The 18,097-nt window shown below is 65.1% G+C and carries 11 protein-coding genes and 2 other RNA genes; 4 read left to right on the top strand and 9 right to left on the bottom strand.

Features of this window, described 5'->3' with window-relative positions:
• Positions 1-56: 56 nt before the first annotated feature.
• The 3 genes from ASF90_RS06325 to speA form a co-directional block, all read right to left on the bottom strand.
• Entirely contained in the window at positions 57-1,388 is a 1,332-nt protein-coding gene (locus ASF90_RS06325; RefSeq protein WP_055847364.1) for a glycosyltransferase, read from the bottom strand.
• Positions 1,381-5,361 carry a non-ribosomal peptide synthetase gene (locus tag ASF90_RS06320; protein ID WP_055847362.1) on the bottom strand — a complete coding sequence of 1,327 codons (3,981 nt, stop codon included), beginning with the start codon at positions 5,359-5,361 and terminating at the stop codon, positions 1,381-1,383. The genes ASF90_RS06325 and ASF90_RS06320 overlap by 8 nt, the downstream gene beginning before the upstream one ends.
• 1,102 nt (positions 5,362-6,463) lie before the next feature.
• Positions 6,464-8,350 (bottom strand): arginine decarboxylase, encoded by a 1,887-nt coding sequence (gene speA, locus ASF90_RS06315; protein WP_055847359.1) that lies wholly within the window; start codon positions 8,348-8,350, stop codon positions 6,464-6,466.
• 228 nt (positions 8,351-8,578) lie between these two features.
• On the opposite strand from speA, the gene speE reads away from it, so the two are divergent.
• Positions 8,579-9,436 (top strand): polyamine aminopropyltransferase, encoded by an 858-nt coding sequence (gene speE / locus ASF90_RS06310; RefSeq protein WP_055847357.1) that lies wholly within the window; start codon positions 8,579-8,581, stop codon positions 9,434-9,436.
• Positions 9,437-9,819: 383 nt separating this feature from the next.
• Here the strand turns inward: speE and ASF90_RS06305 are convergent, their stop codons facing one another.
• Positions 9,820-10,425, bottom strand: a complete 606-nt coding sequence (locus ASF90_RS06305; RefSeq protein WP_055847355.1) for a PH domain-containing protein — start codon at positions 10,423-10,425, stop codon at positions 9,820-9,822.
• A gap of 190 nt (positions 10,426-10,615) precedes the next feature.
• A complete protein-coding gene (locus tag ASF90_RS06300; protein WP_055847352.1) occupies positions 10,616-11,428 on the bottom strand; it encodes a hypothetical protein in 813 nt (270 codons plus the stop codon).
• Positions 11,429-12,041: 613 nt separating this feature from the next.
• Between ASF90_RS06300 and ASF90_RS06295 the strand changes: the two genes are divergently transcribed.
• A complete protein-coding gene (locus tag ASF90_RS06295) occupies positions 12,042-12,698 on the top strand; it encodes an RIO1 family regulatory kinase/ATPase (RefSeq protein ID WP_055847349.1) in 657 nt (218 codons plus the stop codon).
• Between the two features lie 12 nt (positions 12,699-12,710).
• Here ASF90_RS06295 and ASF90_RS21665 read toward each other — a convergent pair.
• From ASF90_RS21665 to ASF90_RS21660, 4 genes are all read right to left on the bottom strand, one after another.
• A non-coding RNA gene (locus tag ASF90_RS21665) (sX9 sRNA) lies at positions 12,711-12,784 on the bottom strand.
• An 80-nt stretch (positions 12,785-12,864) separates the two neighbouring features.
• On the bottom strand, positions 12,865-14,835 hold the full coding sequence (locus tag ASF90_RS06290; protein WP_055847346.1) for a beta-N-acetylglucosaminidase domain-containing protein: 1,971 nt from the start codon (positions 14,833-14,835) through the stop codon (positions 12,865-12,867).
• 763 nt (positions 14,836-15,598) lie between these two features.
• Positions 15,599-15,973 (bottom strand): P-II family nitrogen regulator, encoded by a 375-nt coding sequence (locus ASF90_RS06285; protein WP_201782819.1) that lies wholly within the window; start codon positions 15,971-15,973, stop codon positions 15,599-15,601.
• Between the two features lie 37 nt (positions 15,974-16,010).
• Positions 16,011-16,086, bottom strand: a non-coding RNA gene (locus tag ASF90_RS21660) — sX9 sRNA.
• Between the two features lie 183 nt (positions 16,087-16,269).
• On the opposite strand from ASF90_RS21660, the gene ASF90_RS06280 reads away from it, so the two are divergent.
• Both ASF90_RS06280 and ASF90_RS06275 read left to right on the top strand, forming a co-directional pair.
• On the top strand, positions 16,270-16,557 hold the full coding sequence (locus tag ASF90_RS06280; RefSeq protein WP_055847344.1) for an accessory factor UbiK family protein: 288 nt from the start codon (positions 16,270-16,272) through the stop codon (positions 16,555-16,557).
• A 13-nt stretch (positions 16,558-16,570) separates the two neighbouring features.
• Positions 16,571-18,091: a YifB family Mg chelatase-like AAA ATPase gene (locus ASF90_RS06275; protein ID WP_055847342.1), complete on the top strand. Its 1,521-nt coding sequence runs from the start codon at positions 16,571-16,573 to the stop codon at positions 18,089-18,091.
• Positions 18,092-18,097 lie beyond the last annotated feature (6 nt).

Raw genomic sequence — 18,097 nt, 5'->3', positions numbered from 1 at the left:
GCTCCCCTGTCGGCGAACACGATGCACGGCTTGACGCCGATGCAGCACTCTCGGCCTCAGGCCATCGCCGCCTGCGCAATCCGTGTCACTGGCGCTGCCGCGTTCAACAGCCCCCAGGCTTCCAGTTGATCGACCGCGTTGCGCACGCCGTCTTCGTCGCGAATGCGCTGGCCCAGCGCGCGTGCCGCCGCGCGCATGGTCGGCGTGCTGGCCTGGCGCAGGGCCTCGGCCAGCGTCTCCGGTTGCAAGCCGACACGCGCCAGCGCTGGCGGCGCCACGCCACGGCCGGCCATGCAATACGCCCAGAACGGTTGGTCGTAGCCGAACGGCAACACCACCGACGGAATCCCCGCCGTCAGCGCCGCGCCGGTGGTGCCGGCGCCGCCGTGATGCACGGCCGCCGTCACGCGAGGAAACAACCAATCGTGCGGCGCCTGTTCCAGATGGAAGAAGCGCTCGGCGTCATCCGCAGCCGCGGTGTCGGTGGCCGCCAGCCCGCCCCAGCCACTGGCCAGCAATGCGCGTTGACCGGTCAGGCGCACGGCAGCCTTGACCGTAGCGGTGAGCTGCATCGCATCGCTGCTGGGCATGCTACCGAAGCCGATATACAGCGGCGGCGGCCCGGCCTGCAGAAACGCCTGCAACGCGGCCGGCGGTTGCCACTGCGGCTGCGGCAGTTGCCAGAATCCGCAGATCTGCGCGCGTTGCGGCCAGTCCGGCGGACGTGGGCACAGCTGCGCGCTGTAGCCGTAGATCACACGTATCGCGGTGCGGTCCGGACCGCGCCACGGATACGCCGGCAGCCCCAGCGCCGGACGCACGATGTCGTTGAGCGCCGGGCGCATGAATTGCCAGCCGGCAAACCGCACCGCGTGGTGCAGGGCTACATTCACCCGCCCGGGCAGACGCACATTGGGCATCATCATCAACGGCAGATGGCGCGAGGCGGTGAGCGGTTGCAGTTGCGCGAAGCACACCGGCAGCCCAAAGGCCTGGCCCAGGCTATGCGCCAGAAAACTTGCGCTGCCGACGCCCAGGATCAAGCCGGCATCGGCGCACGCCGCACTGCCCTGCGCTGCCCAATCGGGTGCCCAGCTCAGCAGCTGCGCGCGCAAGGTGCCCCAGATGCCACGCCAGCCGCCGCGCATTTCTGCGACATCTGGGTTGCCTTGCAGCAATTTCTGGTGGTCGCCGCTGAGCGGGAAAAACTCCAGACCGTTGGCGCGAATCAGCGCTTCGAAGTTGCTACTGGTCAGTACCCGCACCGTGTAACCGCGCTGCTGCAAACCGCGTCCCAGCGCGATGATCGGGCGCACATCGCCGTGCGTGCCCAGGGTGGCGATCACGATCGGGCGGTTGGCTGCAGCGGATGCAAGAGACTCAAGCATATTCGGTCACCCCGTCGTTGGCACTGGCGATGCGGGTATTGCGATGCGATACCTGTGCGCTGGCATCGTGCAGCAGTGCACACAGCGTTGCCGAGTGCGCGGCCGACAGCATCGAGTGGTGGTCGCTGTCCAGGGCGTGCAGGTGCAGCGTGCGCACAAAGGGGCGCCATGCCTGCGGCCGGTAATCCACCCACTGCGCATCGTCCCCACCGGAACTCATCCGCACGGCTGCTTCGACAAACAGCACATCCTGATTCAATGCGCGGGGACGGTGGCGTCGCGCCAGATGCAGGTGATGCTGGGTCACCGCGCCCAGGTCGTCCAGCAGCGTGGGGCGTTGCTCCAGCAATTGACGCACCGCCGGTACATCGTTCAGTCCGTAGTGATCGCACAACAGGCTGGCCAGCTGCGCCACCGTGGTCGGCATCGCTTGGTCGTGCGCCAGTGTCAGCCCCAGCGCATGCACCGATGCGCGCACGTTTTCCGCTTCGGGCAAGGCAGCGGCCTGCTCCAGGTGCGGATAGCTGTCGAGCATCGCCAGCAGTTCGACCTGTTCGCCAAGGTCGTGCAGCTCGGCGGCGATGGCGTGCGCGATCAAGCCACCCAACGACCAGCCCATCAAGCGGTACGGGCCATGCGGCTGCACGCTGCGCAGACGCGCCAGGTAGTCGCGGGCGATCGCTTCGATGCTTTCCGAACGATGCTGCGAGTCGCTCAATCTCGGCGACTGCAACACGTACACCGGCCACTGCGGATCGAGCTGGCCAAGCAAGGTGAGATACGACCAGCCCAGGCCGATGACCGGATGGATGCAGAACAACGGCGTGGCACCCGCGCTGCCGGCACGCAGCGGCAACAGCACGCTCAGCGGGTCGTTCGTTGTCTGCGCGCTGCGTTTGATCACTTCGGACAGACCGGCAATCGTCGGCGCATGGAACAGCGCGCCCAAGGGCAGGTCGACGCCGAACAGTTGCGGGAAACGTGCCGCCATTTCTGCCGCACGCAGCGAGTCGCCACCGAGCTCGAAGAAATTATCGTCCACCCCCACCACCTCGATGCCCAGCACTTCCTGCAACAGGGCTGCAAGCTGCTGCTCGAGTGCGTCGCGCGGCGCCACATGCGCAAGCTTGGGCAACGCGCCCGGTGCAGGCAATGCGCGGCGATCCAGCTTGCCATTGGCTGTCAGCGGCAACGCCGGCAATGGCATCCACAGGCTCGGAATCATCGCCGCCGGCAAACGCTGCTGCAAATGGGCGCGCAGCAATTCGCTCGACGGCGTGTTGCCATGCTTGCCCACGACGTAGGCGAGCAGCTGCACGGTGTTGTCGCCATCGCTGTGTGCAACCACCGCTACCTGTGCCACCTGCGCATGCAGCAGCAGCGCATTTTCGATTTCCGCCGGCTCCACGCGGTGACCGCGGATCTTCAGTTGCGCATCTGCGCGGCCGATGAATTCCAGCAAGCCGTCACGGCGCTGACGCACGCGGTCGCCGGTGCGGTACATGCTGCTGCCGTCATTGGCAAACGGGTCGCGCAGGAAGCGCTCGCTGGTGAGTTGGCGCTTGCCGCGATAGCCCTTGGCCACGCCCGCGCCGCCGATATAGAGCTCACCGACCGCACCGGTCGGCAAGGGTTGCCGCTGCGCATCCAGCACGTAAACGCGCGTATTGAGCAGCGGCCTGCCGATCGGCGGTGCGGTGGCATCGGCCAACTGCAGCGGCATGATGGTCGACCAGATAGTGGTTTCGGTTGGTCCGTACAACTGGGTCAGGCGCCCAACCCGGCTCAGCAATTGCGTCGCCAACTCGGGCACCAACGCCTCACCACCGACCAGCGCATGGATGCGATCCAGCGACAGATCCTGATTGGCCAGCAGGATGCGCCACAGCGACGGCGTGGCCTGCACCAGACTGATCTGCTCGTGGGCAATCAGGCGCGATAGACCGCGCGGGTCGTGACTGATGCCGGCCGGTGCGATGACCACGCGGGCACCCACCAGCAACGGCAGATACAGCTCCAGCCCGGAGATATCGAAGGTGATGGTGGTGACCGCCAGCACGCGGTCGCGCGGACGCAACGCCAGCTCGTGTTCCATCGCATGCAGGAAATTGAACAGGTTGCGATGGCTGATCTCCACGCCCTTGGGCGTGCCGGTGGAGCCGGAGGTGTACAGCACATACGCCGTCCCATCCGGGGTCGCCATCGGGGCGATCGCCGCTGGCAAATGCGTCGGGCGCGGGTCCAGCCACACCATGCCGCCGAGCAGATAGCGCTCGCACAATGCCGGCTCGCAGACCAGCGCAATGGCGCCGGAATCGTTGAGCATCTGCCGATTGCGCGCCGCCGGGCTTTCCGGATCCAGCGGCAGATAGGCCGCGCCGCTCCACATGATGGCCAGCAAGGCCACCAGCAGATGCTCGCTGCGCGGCAATGCAACCGCAACCACATCGCCGGGGCGCACCCCATCGGCCACCCACTGCGCAGCGATCCGCGAGGCGAGCTCGCACAGCGTGGCGTAATCCAGCGTGCGGTTGTCGTATTGCACGACAACGGCCGCAGGCATCATCTCGGCCCGCTGCAACATGCCGTGCAACAACGTGGCAGCTTCCGGCAACGGCGCGGCGGTGTGATTCCAGGTGTGCAGCAAACGGTGGCGCTCTTCATCGCCCAGCACGTCCACCTCGCCCAGCGCGCATTCCGGGTTTGCCAGCACGGCATCGGCCAGATGGGTCAGACGGCGGCAGTGTTCGGCCAGCTCGTCGCTGTCGTACAACGCCGGATTGGCGTCCAGATCGAAGCGCAGGGCCGCGCCGTCGCCACGCTCGTAGCAGAAGATAGTCAGATCGTCGGCCGGGCCGTTGCACAGGTTATGCGGTATCGCATACGCCTCGCCAAACCGCAGAGCGTAATCGAAGGCTTCGATATTGACGGCAAGGCGTGCGAACTTCTGGTCGATACCGAACATGCCGATGTCGCGACGTACATCCTCGAAGCGATATTGCTGATGCCGCAAGGCATGCCTGACCACCGACGCGACCTGTGCAAACAACGCATGGATCGGCTGCTGCGGGTCCATCTTCAGGCGCAGCGAAATCACATTGGCCACCAGCCCGGGGGTCTGCCGGTAGCGCGCATTGATGCGGCCGGTCACCGGCATCGCCAGCACCATATCTTCGGCACCGGTGCAGCGGTAGTAATAGGCGGCGATCAGCGAGATCAGCATCTGCGGCAAGCTGGCGCCGTAGTGCTTACCCATCGCGCGCAGACGCACCACCTGCTGCGGCGAAAACTGCCCGGTGCCGCGCAACAGCCCGGTAGACAGATGATTGCCGGGGCGTGCCAGGGTTGCCGGCGGCGGCAGATCGGCCAGCTGCTGCATCCAGTACTCGCGATCGCGCTGGAAGCGGTCGGAGGCGCGGTACTGCTGCTCCATCTCCACCAGCGACAACGCGCTGCCGTACTGCGCAGGTTCCGGCTCCAGCTCTGCGGCGTACGCGTTATATAGCACCGACATGCGCTGCATCATGATCGATGCGCAATAGCCGTCCATCACCAGATGGCTGACGCACTGCACCCACATATGGTGATCTTCGCCGAGCCGGAACACCGCGCAATGCCACAACGGCCCATGCTCCAGGTCTTCCGGTTGACGGATTTGTTCGTCCACCCAGTGCTCGGCGGCATTGCGCGGCGCGGGATCTTCGCTGACGTTGAAGTAAGGAACCGGCGCGGTGTACTCGGGCAGGATCACCTGCTGCGGCACGCCATCGTGCTCCACGATGCACAGCCGCAGCGTGTCGAACTCGCGCGCCAGCTGCAGGGTGGCGCGGATCAATAGCGCAGGGTCCAGCGGACCAAACATTTCCAGTGCTTCCGACAGCATCAAGGTGTTGTCGGTATGCAACTTGCTGGCCACCCACAGGCCGCGTTGCGCTCTGGTCAAGGGAAACAGTGGGGCGACATCGGCGTGCATTGCAAGCATCCTTTTGTGTGGCGCGCGGTCGCCCGGCGGACCCTGGCCGCGTTGCGGTCACAGTGACGCCGGATCAGCACCTAAGTAATAAAACGCAAGATAGAAAGCACCATCGACTGTCGGCAGATGCCGGCAATACACGGTGGAAACGCACAATGGGCACGCACAACGAGGCGACAGGCACAATCGAAACTTCGACGTGCAGATGTCTGATTAGAGCAACTTGTATCCCGACAAGTTAAACGAACACTAACAATTCGTTCGCGGGCAGAACCGTGCAAAAATCACGAATTGCATGTGATGTGCAAAAATTTTTAACCGAAGTGTGATTTCAACTAGTGTTCTGGATGCATAGCGGCAGGCAAATGCGATGCGACAACGATCCGCATTGGAAGAAAACACCGCGAATACAGCACCCAATGCGCCAACGCTCTGCGCCCGGCAGCGAACAGACGCTGCGCTTATCGCGTTACTCGCAGCGAGCACCGCGCATAAGACCAGTGCGCTCGCCAGCGTTGATACGCCTGCATTTCGTGCGAATCACTGCGTAAAACAGCAGGTATTTGGCAACACGCGCTAGCTGCAACGGCGGCGCATGACGTGCAGATCACTTGAGCGCAACGAAGGAGGGGATGCGGCGTTCGCGCCACCTCTAAGGATCGCAACGCATAAGACCAGTGCACATGCCAGCGTTGATGCGCCTGCGTATTGTGCAAATCACTGCATGAAACGCGGTGTTTTCTGCAGCAACGCAGCCGGTGGTCGCACGATCACGCAAGCGTCGTCTGCTTGTCATCGGCACGCAGCGTCGCTGCGTTTTGCTGATGTGGCGCTGCGCAGATCGCAGCCCATGGTGCGGCTGAGCTTGCCTGGTACGGGCTTACGCCTAGCCGCCATCAAGACAGCAAGGACGGCTGCCTGGCGGCCAGCTATGCGGTCAGGATCGAGTGAGACGCGGCGGATGCCGGTCGCAGCAGTGCGCTGTTGGGCAGTGCCGCCGCCACGTGCTCTGCGCGGGCTTCCACGCCTGCAGCGCACGACGCGGATTGTTTGAAAACAGGATCAGCGCGCTGCGGTAAAGGCCTGCAGCGCGCGCCATGCATCAGCCCAACGGTTCATCGGACAGATAGGTATAGCCGGTTAGGCCCGCCTCCAGGGCGTCGTGCAGTTCCTGTGCGCGCGCGGGCGGCAGTTGCGCTGCAGCGATGCGTTCGGCATAGGTCGCGCGCAGCGTCTCCAGCTGATACCCCACGTAATCCAGCATCACATCGGTGGTATCGCCGCGACGCTGCTGCACGATGCGATAGCCATCGCCGTCCACGGCCACTTCCACCGCATCGGTATCACCGAATAGGTTATGGATATCACCCAGGATTTCCTGGTAGGCACCGACCAGAAAAAACCCGATGCGGTAGCTTTCGCCCGGATTCAATGCGTGCAACGGCATCGAGCTGTCCAGGCTTTCGTTCTCGACATAGGTCTTGACCATGCCATCCGAATCGCAGGTCATGTCGGCGATGATGCCGCGCCGCTGCGGCGCTTCGTTCAAGCGTTCGATCGGCACGATTGGAAACACCTGATCGATCGCCCACACGTCCGGGATCGATTCGAACACGCTGAAGTTGACGAAGTACTTGTCCACCAGACGCTCGTTGAGCTCGTCCAGCACCGGGCGGTGGCTCTTTTCATCGAAACTTAGCCGCGCCCGCACGCCATGCGCGATGGCATAGAACAGGTCGTCGATACGTGCGCGGTGGGTCAGGTCGATCTGGCCCAGTGCGTAGGCGCTCAAGCCTTCGGCGTGGAAGTGCTGGGCTTCCTGGAACAGTTCCACCGCCGGGCGCACATCGAGCTCGTCATGGATCTCGCGCAGGTGGCGAATCGCTGCCGGCTCGTCGTCGTGCGCATCCGGCACGCGGCCTTCCTGGGCCTGCTCCACTTCGGACACGTTGGCGATCAGCACCGCATGGTGCGCGGTCATTGCGCGGCCGCATTCGGTGACGATGCGCGGCGGGGTCAGGCCGTGTTCTTCGCAAGCGCTGGCCAGCGGCTGCACGATATTGCTGGCGTACGAATGCAGGCCGTAATTGATCGAACAATAGCTGCGCGAACGCGTGCCTTCGTAGTCGATGCCCAAACCGCCGCCGACATCCACATGGCTGATCTTGGCGCCCAGCCGCGACAGTTCCACGAAATAACGCGTGGCCTCGCGCATGCCGTTGGCGATGTCGCGCACGTTGGAAATCTGCGAGCCCATATGGAAGTGCAGCAACTGCAGGCTATCGGCGTACTCGGTGTCGCGCAGCGTCTTCCACAGGTCCAGCACCTGACGCGGCGACAACCCGAACTTGGCCTTGTCGCCACCGCTGTTCTGCCACTTGCCCGCGCCCAGCGACGCCAGCCGCATGCGCACGCCGAGGCCTGGCTTGACGTCCAGCGCGCGCGCCTCTTCCAGCACCAGCTTCAGCTCGGAGGGCTTTTCGATGACGATGAAGGTCTGCAGGCCGAGCTTGCGCCCGATCAGCGCCAGGCGGATGTATTCGCGGTCCTTGTAGCCGTTGCAGACGATCAGCCCGCCCGGACGCGACAGCGCCAGCACCGCCATCAGCTCCGGCTTGCTGCCCGCTTCCAGCCCGAAGCCGTCTCCGTGATGGCTGGCCAGGGTACCGGCCACGCCGCGGTGCTGGTTGACCTTGATCGGGTACACAGCAGTGTAGCCGCCGGCGTAGTCCCACTCCGCTTGCGCCTGCGCAAAGGCCGCCTGCAGCTTGCCCAGGCGCTGGCCCAGGATGTCGGGGAAGCGCACCAGCAGCGGCAGCTTGGCGCCAGCCGCGCGCGCGGCGTCCACCACTTCGGGCAGCGACACCGATGGGCCGTCGACGGTAGGCGTGACCACGATGTGTCCGGCGGCGTTCACATCGAAATACCCATCGGCCCAGTGTGGGATCGAGTAGGTCTTGCGGGCTTGGTCGAGGGACCAATCGCTCATTTCGTTGTCTCGGCAGGGGCAAAAGGGCGTGAATTGTAACGCCTGACATGCAGACGGTCCGTTACAATCCGCGCCGACTTCACGCCCCTCTCCTGCTGGAGCGGGGTGGTCTGCGGGGTCGGCCGCCGCGCAGTTTGGCTGCACGCGGCTGCGCCCTCCCCTCATCCGGCGCTTTGCGCCACCTTCTCCCGGTGGGAGCAGGGACAGCCCCTTCTTTTAGGACTTTGCATGAGCGCCAACGACAACTGGTACATCGAACACTTCCAGCCGACCGGCTCGGCGATTGGTTTTCGCATCAGCGGCAAGCTGGACGAGGTGCAGTCCCCGTTCCAGAAGATCGAGATCTACCAGACCACCGATTGGGGCAAGCTGATGCTCATCGACGGCGCGGTGATGCTCACCACCCGCGACAATTTCTTCTATCACGAGATGATCAGCCACCCGGCGTTGTTCACCCACGCCGCGCCCAAGCGCGTGGTGATCATCGGCGGCGGCGACTGCGGCACGCTGCGCGAGGTGCTCAAGCACCCGGGCGTGGAAAGCGCCACCCAGTGCGATATCGATGAGCAGGTCACACGCATGTCGGAGAAGTATTTCCCCGAGTTGTGCGACTCCAACCACGACGCACGCGCCGAGCTGTTGTTCGACGATGGCGTGGCCTACATGGCCAATTGCCCGGCCGGCAGCGTGGACATCGTGATCGTCGATTCCACCGACCCGGTGGGCCCGGCCGAAGGCCTGTTCAACAAGGCGTTCTACGACAGCTGCTTCAGGGCGCTGAAGGACGACGGCATCCTGGTGCAGCAGTCCGAATCGCCGCTGGCGCTGCTGGACCTGATCAACGAAATGCGCACCGAAATGGGCAAGGCCGGCTTCCAGTCGTTCAAGACCCTGCCGTTCCCGCAGCCGTGCTACCCCACCGGCTGGTGGAGCGTGACCATGGCCAGCAAGCAGCCCAAGGCCGACTTCGCTTTCCGCCAGGCCGATGCGCAGGCCAAGGGCTTCGACACGCTGTATTACACCGCCCACCTGCATACCGGCGTGCTGGTGTCACCGCCGTTCGTGGCCAAGGCGCTGGGCGAGTAAGGCAGCCCGACCACCGCGAGCGCGGCATTGCGCTTGCGGTGGTGGTTGATTACACGATCCGCAGCCATCGCTTCGATGACGGCGCTGCCACACCTGGCTGCGCTGGTGGGAAGATCGTTGCGATGAGGCAACCGTTGCACCGACGGTTGAGCGCACTGCATTGCGCCAGCGCAGCGGCGCGACGAAGCGCGGATGACAACACTGCTGCGCTCACCGGCAGGCCGGCGCGTTCGTCGCGCGCAATCGGTCTCTGCCGTGCGTCCAGGCCGGTTCCGAGTGCGCCGTCCGTTTCCACATCACGCCGGCTACTTTCTATCAGCCGCTTCTAGGCTTACACAGGCGGCCTCGCGTATCCGATCAAGCGTGCGCGCAGAGCACGCAGCTCATAGCCGCGCCAATACCTCGGCCTTCTTGGCATCAAATTCCTGCTGGGTGACCAGCCCGGCATCCAGCAATTGCTTCAACTTGCCCAGCACCTGCACCGGGTCGTCCATCGCCGGCGGTTGCGCTGCCGGGGACGCTTGCAGGTGCGCTGGCGGCGCATGCACCACCACGCCACCGGCCGCCACGCGCAGTTTTTCGATTTCCAGCTGCTGACGTTTTTCGTAGGCCACCTCTTCCACCTGCTGGGCGTAGGCGTAGATGCGTCGCGCCTGCCGCTTGGGCAGGCTGTCGATCGCCGCAATACGGCCTTGCACGGTGCGGCAGGTGATGGTGGCGCCCAGCATTTGCTCGCTCAGGTGCACATCCTGGACGTCGCGCCACGGGAAATCCTGGAACGTCATGCCAAACAGGGTTGGTCGCACCACGATGAATCGACGGTTGGTCAGCACCACCGCATCGGGCGACAGATTCATCACCATCTTTTTCTGGATCCCGAGATAGGCGACCTGCTCGTCTGCGGTCAGCAGCTCGGTCACCTTGGGCAGGATCTTGCCGGCGGCCACCGGGTCCTGTTCGTCTGTCAACAACTGCGCCACTGCGTTCATCTGCTCTCACCACCGGCTGATCACCGCGTTGCGCACGACACTACAGCAAGCTGCATGGACGCCTCTGCAACGCAGGCTGGCTAGGTGAGGCACGCGTGCTACGCGTGTCCAGATATCGCTGTCAGGATGCGTCGCCGGAACGCAAAAGAGCGGACGTTGCCGTCCGCCCTTTTGCGAGCATCCACTTCACTCAGAAGCGGACCTCGGCGCCGACGTTGAACACATCGGCGCGATTGATGGTGATGTCTTCGTCGGAATCGTAGTAGTCGTTGGCATAAAGATAGTTCGTATAGAGCACGCTCAAACTCGCATGCCGGCCAATATCTACGCCTAATCCGGCACCGGCATACCCGCCGGAAACCCGTTCATTGGATTCGCCATTGGAGTTGGCCGACCAGTAGCCTAGGCGCACCACGGCGAACAGTGGACTGTCGCCAAAGTTGAAACGTGCCATGGCGCCCAGACTTCCGAACTCAACGCTAGGGACGTAGGCGCCGTCGTGATCACTGATACGGGCCAGCTTCCCAACTGCCGCCTCAATGCCGACCAGCGTCGCCGGACCCGCCCTCCAACGATAGCCTGCGTTGAAGCCGAGCATGTCTTGGTCGATGCCTTCGTACACTTTGCCCTGACCGCCCTGCACGCCCAGAAAAACGCCGCTCTTCAGACGTTGATCCTCTTCGCGCCGCATTGGCGGCACATAGGCCGGTGCAGGCGGCGCATCCACCGCAGGCGTCTGCGTCGTGACGGTGGCAAATCCGCCAGTCTCCTCGGCCACATTTGCGCTTCCGCTTCCACCGACGGCCGTCGGAGCGCCGCCGTTGCCGGCGTGCGAGGGCCGCGACAGCGGCGCGGCCGGTGCAGAGTTGCCCTGCGTGCCTGCCTGCGGTTGCGTTTGCTGTTTCCGGTAGCTATCCCAGCCGCGCGACAACGATTGCGCCGAGGCCTGTGCCGTGACGCCAAGTGCCGTGCAGGCCAACAGCAGTGTTGCAGTCTTTTTCATCGCATTCCCCATGAGTGATCCTCCCTCGTTCCCGCATCCGTGCGCACGCAGGCGGACCCGACGGCGTCTGGAAGTGGCGCAGTTGCCGTCATCTTTCCGGGAGCGTCCCCGCATCACTGCACTGCCCAAGGCACCGGCCGTGGCACATCGGCGTGGATGTGCGCGACGCGCGCGTGATGCAGCCCCCTGACCGCAGCGCGCACAGTGTCTGGAGTCTCATTGCCTGTCAAGAAGCGCTGAGACGCGCGTCGACAGACGGTCCGCCGGAGTGCGGCTTTGACGTGTTCCAAACCGAGGCCGACAACCCCGCCAACCGATCGCCACCTCCCGTCCCGGTCTCGCGCGGATGGCGACTGGGCGGCTATGTCGCACGTGCCGGCACTTGCGGAGTGGCGCTTCCGCAGCGCGCGGCAGCCCAGTGATTTTGGAAGGAACTGAGCGCTTCAACCGACTGAATTGCAAGGGCGTTCCATGTCCGGAACATTTCATTTGTTAAACAAATGTAATTTCAATACTCGCAAGTTCTAAAATTGTGTGGTCCCGATCCCTTGTGATCCCCTTGGACCTGCGTCACGCGTGACACCTCCGCGCCGCCAGGGTCCGGAGAACTGTCATGCATTACCAACCGCTGGATGTGTCCAGCCTGCAGCTCGTCACTCCCGTGTTGCTCAAACAGGGCACACGGCTGCTCGAGCCCAACGTCTACCGCACCCATCTGGACGGGCAACTGGCCGTGGTCAAGGACTACGGCCGTTATCGCCGCACGCTGCTGGCACCCATCGCCCGGCTGATGGTTCACCATGAAGCGCGCATGCTGCGCCGCCTGCACGGCTGGCGGCATGCCCCGGCCCTGCTCGGTACGTTGGGCGGCCTGGCGCTGGGGATGGAGTTCATTCCCGGCGACACGCTCAGCGCCAGTGCGGTGGTGGGCCAGGAGGTCTTCCAGCAATTGCAGCAGGCGCTGCGTCGCCTGCATGCGTTCGGCATCACCCACAACGATCTGCACGGCACCAACGTGGTGGTCAGTGCCGGGGTGCCGGTGCTGATCGATTTCACCTCGGCGTGGCGGATCCCGCGCTGGCTGCGGCGCGGCACGGTGGCACGCCAACTGCAACGCAGCGACGTGGCCAATTTCCAGAAGATGCGCCAGCGCCTGGCCGGTATCGCACCCACCGCCGACGAGGCCGCACGCAGCGCCGAGCCGGGCTGGGTGCGTGGCCTGCGCGGTGGCTGGACGCGGCTGTATCGCCGCCTCAAACGCGACGCGTAAACACCTAAGAGCGGCTCACAAAACCTGGCGTGCAGTCGTCAGGTAGCTGCTTATGGCGCGGAGCACCGAGTATCCAAGTGGCATATGCCGCACCGCGCAGCGGCCACGTCCGCCTGGCGGTGAGCACAGTCGTGTTGTTGGCTACTCTTAATCGCCCGCAGCGCCGTCAGTGCTCTACCGCTGCCGATCCGACTGGCACCTTGTAGGCGATCAGCGTCGGTGCGTCTGCCACGAAGCGGTCGAGCACCCCATCGGCAATCTTGACCGGCCCACCGAAGCGCGTGGCGCCGGGAATCGAGGGGACGGCCGCGGCCTTGGCGGCCACTGCGGCAGCATCGGCAAACAACGCCGGCGCTGCGGTATCGCCGCGATTGGCGGCATCCAGGCCGGCGGCGGTCTGCTGCAGCGCGCGGCCCCAGCTTTCCATCGCGTCGAGCCAGGGGCGCGATTGCTCGGCAAAGCCCTTGTCGGCCACGCCGTCGCGAATGATCTGCGGCGCGGCGGCGATGTCGTCGGCGGTGCGCGCCAGCGTTGCAATGGCCTGAGTACGCGCCGTGGCATCGCCCAACGCGATCGCCTCGCGCACCTGGTCGAGCACGGCCTTCAGACGCGGCGCCTGCTCCTGCCACGGCTGGCTCCCGAAGGTGGGCGCCAGATGCTGGGTGTCGAAGAAGGTCAGCAATGCTGCCGTCACGCGCGCATCGCCACCGGCCAGATCGCGCGCTGCCGCATGCCAGGTGCGCTGCGCGTCGTAGCCTTTGTCGTTCCAGGCGAACGCAGTCAGCCCCATCACCGCGACGCGGCTGGGCACTTCCTGGTTCATCGGGTTGGAGACGATGCCGGACAGTTCAGCCGACAGCCCGGCCTCGCGGCGCGCATACGGCGCCATCAGCAAGCGCCCGGCGGAAGTTTCGAAATCGTTGACCGGGTAGTTGTCCCACAGCAACGTCTTGCGCCCGAATGCCTTAGTCGCCGCGCGCGCATCCGGGATGGAAATGGCCGGCGGCACCACGTCGGTGCCGGTCCACTGCACCACGACCTTCGGGTCCAGATGCTTGCGCAGCGCTTCCTTGTACGGGCTTTCCTTGGCGTCGTAATACTCGGTCGGCACCATGATCAGCTCCGACGCAGCATCGTGGCGGGCGACCAGATCGGCCTGCACCAGATTGAGCAGATGCGACTGCGCGATGCCCGCCGCCTGCGCACCGGACTCGCCGAAGGTGGTCTTGTCGCGCTCGCAGTTCCACTTGGTGTATTCGATATCGTCCAACGCCACATAGAAGCTGCGCACGCCCAGCGCGCGGAACGCATCGAACTTGCGCAGCAACGCCTTGGCATCGGCCGGATCGGAAAAACACACACTTGGCCCGGGCGAAATCGCATAGACGAAATCGACATGGTTGCGCTTGGCGGTGGCCGCCAACGTGCCCAGCGCCTTCAAGGTCGCTTTGGGGTACGGATCGCGCCAACGGTCGCGCGCGTACGGGTCGTCCTTGGGGCTGTAGATGTAGGTGTTGGCCTTGGTGCGCGCCAGAAAATCGATGTGCTTGCTGCGGTCGGCCATCGACCACGGCGCACCGTAAAAACCTTCGATCGTGCCGCGGATCGGCATGGCCGGGTAATCCTGGATGACCAGCGCCGGGATGGCCGGCCGCTCGAGCAACTGACGCAGGGTCTGCACGGCATGGAACAGGCCATCGCTGTCGTGTCCGGCCAGCGTGATCAGGCTGCCGCCGCCCAGCGCAACGCTGGTCAACGTATAGCCTTCGGTATGGGTGTCCTGCGTGGCCTTGCTGCGCGTCAGTGCATCGCGCACCACCGCCGCCTCGCCGGTGCCAATGACGATATGCGGGCGATCGAACGTGGTCGGCAGGCGCGAGGCGGTCGCGATCTTGCTGACGCCGGCCGACCCGAGCAGGCTGCGCACCAACGCGACCGAGGCCGGGTCCGCGCCCGGCGCGACGACCAGCACCACCGACCGGCCCAAGCTGATCGTCTGCCCATCCAGCACGATCGATACCGGGGTCGGAAACAGCGCCGGCTGGGTGACCGGCGCGGCCAGCGCAGGCGCGGCCAGCCCCACTGCCACCAAGACCGAGAGCAGGCGCAAGCCCGACTTCCTGTTGCGTCGCTTCATGTCCGAACTCCGGTATTGGAATGGTATTACGGCCTAGAGTAGGCAAGTCGCTGCGTGGCGACAAGCGTGGCTTGGTCTTGGAGGGTCGAGCCTGGTTTTGGCCGCGATTGTTGCCAGCGAATGCGCCGTCCGGACCGAAAGGAACTAGGCGCGCCGGCCATGAGCTGCGGTATTGAAATGGTATGAAACGCGGGGCGATTGGCTTAGTCAGGACCATGGTTGCGGTAGCAGCGAGTCCACATCAAGCGACGGCGAGACGGCCATATCGCCAGATGAAGCATGGGCGTACCTGACACTCGACCAGCGCGCGGGGGCCATGACGAGAGCCGCCAAGACGCCACGCTGGCGCCGGAACCGACCTGAGTCGTGAAACATCGGATGTAGCGGTCGCGCAGTCAGACTCGCATGCGGTCCACCGTGACAGGCGCGCGGCAATTATCCCCACCGTTCCGTTTTGCCCCTAACGCGTCATCGCCGCGTGCATCAATCGATCGGCGCGCGTGGTGTAGGCGTCGCAGAAGTCCTGATGCGCGCGTCGACAGCGCCAGAACTTTCAGCATGCGGCGGACGCCGACGCTACGTCAGTGACAGTCGCATTGCAGCCATTCCGTTCTGCCTGCAACACGGCCTTGCCCAGCGCATCAATCGATCGGCGCATGCGCTGTCAGCGTTGAAAAAACCCTGATGCGCGCGTCAATGCCGTGAGCATCTTTCAGCACGCAGCAGAGGCGCCGCCACATCGAGGCGCCCCGCGCGAACGGCCTTACAGCGCGTCGCTATCCAACTCGCCGGTGCGGATGCGCACCACGGTGCCAAGGTCGTAGACAAAGACTTTGCCGTCGCCGATCTTGCCGGTGCCGGCGGCGGCCACAATGGCTTCGACCACGCGCTCGGCCTGGTCGTCGGTCACCGCCACTTCGATCTTCACCTTGGGCAGGAAATCGACCACGTATTCGGCGCCGCGATACAGCTCGGTGTGGCCCTTCTGCCGCCCGAAGCCCTTGACCTCGGTCACCGTGATGCCCGCCACGCCGCAGCCGGCGAGTGCTTCGCGCACATCGTCGAGCTTGAACGGTTTGACGATGGCCATGATCATTTTCATCGGTGCAGATCCCAGGGCATGACGGGCGCGCAGCATACCGTGGACGGCTGCAACACTCACCCATGCTTAGAGCGACTAACAAAACGTGGCGAGCAGTCGTCAGGTGGATGCGGACGGCGCGGAGGAGCCGGAGCGTACGCGTGGTACATGCCGCACCGAGCACCGGCCGCGCCCACCTGGCGGTGAGCACAGCCGTTTTGTTCGCTGCTCTTAGCCGCCGTCACCGCGGCCCACAACCGAATGGGACTATCCTTACCGCCTGCCGACTGCCTTGCCGATGTCCCGTGTGTCCCGGCCTGCACTAGGCTTCCTACGGACCTGCGGAGAACACCATGATCGATTTCAATCAGCTCGACGACCTCGCCCGCCGCCTCAGCGACCTGGTGCCGCCGGGCCTGCGCCAATCGCGCGAAGAACTGCAGAGCACCTTCAAGGGCGCACTGCAGGCCGGCCTGGGCAAGCTCGACCTGGTCACCCGCGAAGAATTCGATGTGCAACGCGCGGTACTGCTGCGCACGCGCGAAAAACTCGACGCGCTGGAGCAGGCCGTCGCCGCACTGGAAGCGCGCGCACCGGGCGCATCGCCCAGTGCGGCGCCCGGCTCCTCCGACACCCCCTGACGAGCCCTCCACCATGAGTCTGGCGCTGGTGCACAGCCGTGCCCGCGTGGGGGTGCACGCGCCTGAGGTTAGGGTGGAAGTGCATCTCTCCGGCGGCCTTCCTTCCACCCAGATCGTGGGCTTACCCGAGGCGGCGGTGCGCGAATCGCGCGAACGCGTACGAGCCGCTTTGCTGTGCGCACAGTTCGAATTCCCGGCACGGCGCATCACCATCAATCTGGCGCCGGCGGATTTGCCCAAGGACGGCGGCCGCTTCGATCTGCCGATCGCGCTCGGCATCCTGGCTGCCAGCGGGCAAATCGACCGGCAGGCGCTGGCCGATTACGAATTCATTGGCGAGCTCGCGCTGACCGGCGAGTTGCGTGGCGTCGATGGCGTGCTGCCGGCTGCACTGGCTGCCGCGCAAGCCGGGCGACGGCTCATCGTGCCGCTGGCCAATGGCGCCGAGGCCGCCATTGCCGGGCACGTCCAGGCTTTCACCGCACGCACGTTGCTGGAAGTCTGCGCCGCCCTCAATGGCACCCAGCAGGCGCCTGCTGCCGAGCTAGCGGTGGCAGCGGTGGGCGCACGTGCCCTGCCCGACATGGCCGACGTGCGTGGCCAGCCGCACGCACGCCGCGCACTGGAGATCGCCGCAGCCGGTGGCCATCACCTGCTGCTGGTCGGCAGCCCCGGATGCGGCAAGACCCTGCTCGCCTCGCGCCTACCTGGCCTGCTGCCGGAAGCCAGCGAAGCCGAAGCCCTGGAGACTGCCGCAATTACCTCCATCAGCGGCCGCGGACTGGACCTTGCCCGCTGGCGGCAGCGCCCCTACCGCGCTCCTCATCACACCGCCAGCGCCGTCGCCCTGGTCGGCGGCGGCACGCATCCGCGCCCCGGAGAGATCTCGCTGGCCCATAACGGTGTGCTGTTTCTGGATGAACTTCCAGAGTGGCAACGACAGACGCTGGAGGTGCTGCGCGAGCCGTTGGAATCGGGTCTGGTCACCATCTCGCGGGCAGCGCGTAGTGTGGATTTCCCGGCACGGTTTCAGCTGGTGGCGGCGATGAACCCATGTCCTTGCGGGTGGGCAGGCGATGGCAGCGGGCGGTGCCGCTGCAGCAGCGACAGCATCCGCCGCTATCGCAGCCGCATCTCCGGGCCGCTGCTGGACCGCATCGACCTGCATGTCGATGTGCCGCGGTTGCCGCCACAGGCATTGCGCAGCGGCAACCTGGGCGAAGACAGCGCCAGCGTGCGTGCGCGTGTGGTCGCCGCGCGGCAGCGCCAGCTCGCACGCAGCGCGCTGCCCAATGCGCAACTCGATCAGCCGGACACCGATCGCCATTGCCGGCTGCACAACGACGACCAACTGCTGCTGGAACGTGCGATCGAGCACCTGCAGCTGTCCGCGCGCTCGATGCATCGCATCCTGCGCGTGGCGCGCACCATTGCCGATCTGGACGACAGCGCCACCATTGCCACACGCCACCTGACCGAAGCGATCGGCTATCGCAAGCTGGATCGCGCACTGACTGCCGCCAGCGCGGCGTAGCGCGGC

The sequence above is a fragment of the Xanthomonas sp. Leaf148 genome (assembly GCF_001423585.1).
In the GTDB taxonomy this organism is placed as follows: Bacteria; Pseudomonadota; Gammaproteobacteria; order Xanthomonadales; family Xanthomonadaceae; genus Xanthomonas.
This window is presented reverse-complemented; position numbering and strand designations above follow the sequence as displayed.

What these genes read in the sequence shown, in the direction of transcription:
- ASF90_RS06290 (WP_055847346.1), bottom strand. Translation starts at nt 14,835, where the DNA reads ATGAAGCGACGCAACAGGAAGTCGGGCTTGCGCCTGCTCTCGGTCTTG.
- ASF90_RS06300 (WP_055847352.1), bottom strand. Translation starts at nt 11,428, where the DNA reads ATGAAAAAGACTGCAACACTGCTGTTGGCCTGCACGGCACTTGGCGTC.
- ASF90_RS06280 (WP_055847344.1), top strand. Translation starts at nt 16,270, where the DNA reads ATGATCGATTTCAATCAGCTCGACGACCTCGCCCGCCGCCTCAGCGAC.
- ASF90_RS06275 (WP_055847342.1), top strand. Translation starts at nt 16,571, where the DNA reads ATGAGTCTGGCGCTGGTGCACAGCCGTGCCCGCGTGGGGGTGCACGCG.
- speA (WP_055847359.1), bottom strand. Translation starts at nt 8,350, where the DNA reads ATGAGCGATTGGTCCCTCGACCAAGCCCGCAAGACCTACTCGATCCCA.
- speE (WP_055847357.1), top strand. Translation starts at nt 8,579, where the DNA reads ATGAGCGCCAACGACAACTGGTACATCGAACACTTCCAGCCGACCGGC.
- ASF90_RS06325 (WP_055847364.1), bottom strand. Translation starts at nt 1,388, where the DNA reads ATGCTTGAGTCTCTTGCATCCGCTGCAGCCAACCGCCCGATCGTGATC.
- ASF90_RS06305 (WP_055847355.1), bottom strand. Translation starts at nt 10,425, where the DNA reads ATGAACGCAGTGGCGCAGTTGTTGACAGACGAACAGGACCCGGTGGCC.
- ASF90_RS06295 (WP_055847349.1), top strand. Translation starts at nt 12,042, where the DNA reads ATGCATTACCAACCGCTGGATGTGTCCAGCCTGCAGCTCGTCACTCCC.
- ASF90_RS06320 (WP_055847362.1), bottom strand. Translation starts at nt 5,361, where the DNA reads ATGCACGCCGATGTCGCCCCACTGTTTCCCTTGACCAGAGCGCAACGC.
- ASF90_RS06285 (WP_201782819.1), bottom strand. Translation starts at nt 15,973, where the DNA reads ATGCTGCGCGCCCGTCATGCCCTGGGATCTGCACCGATGAAAATGATC.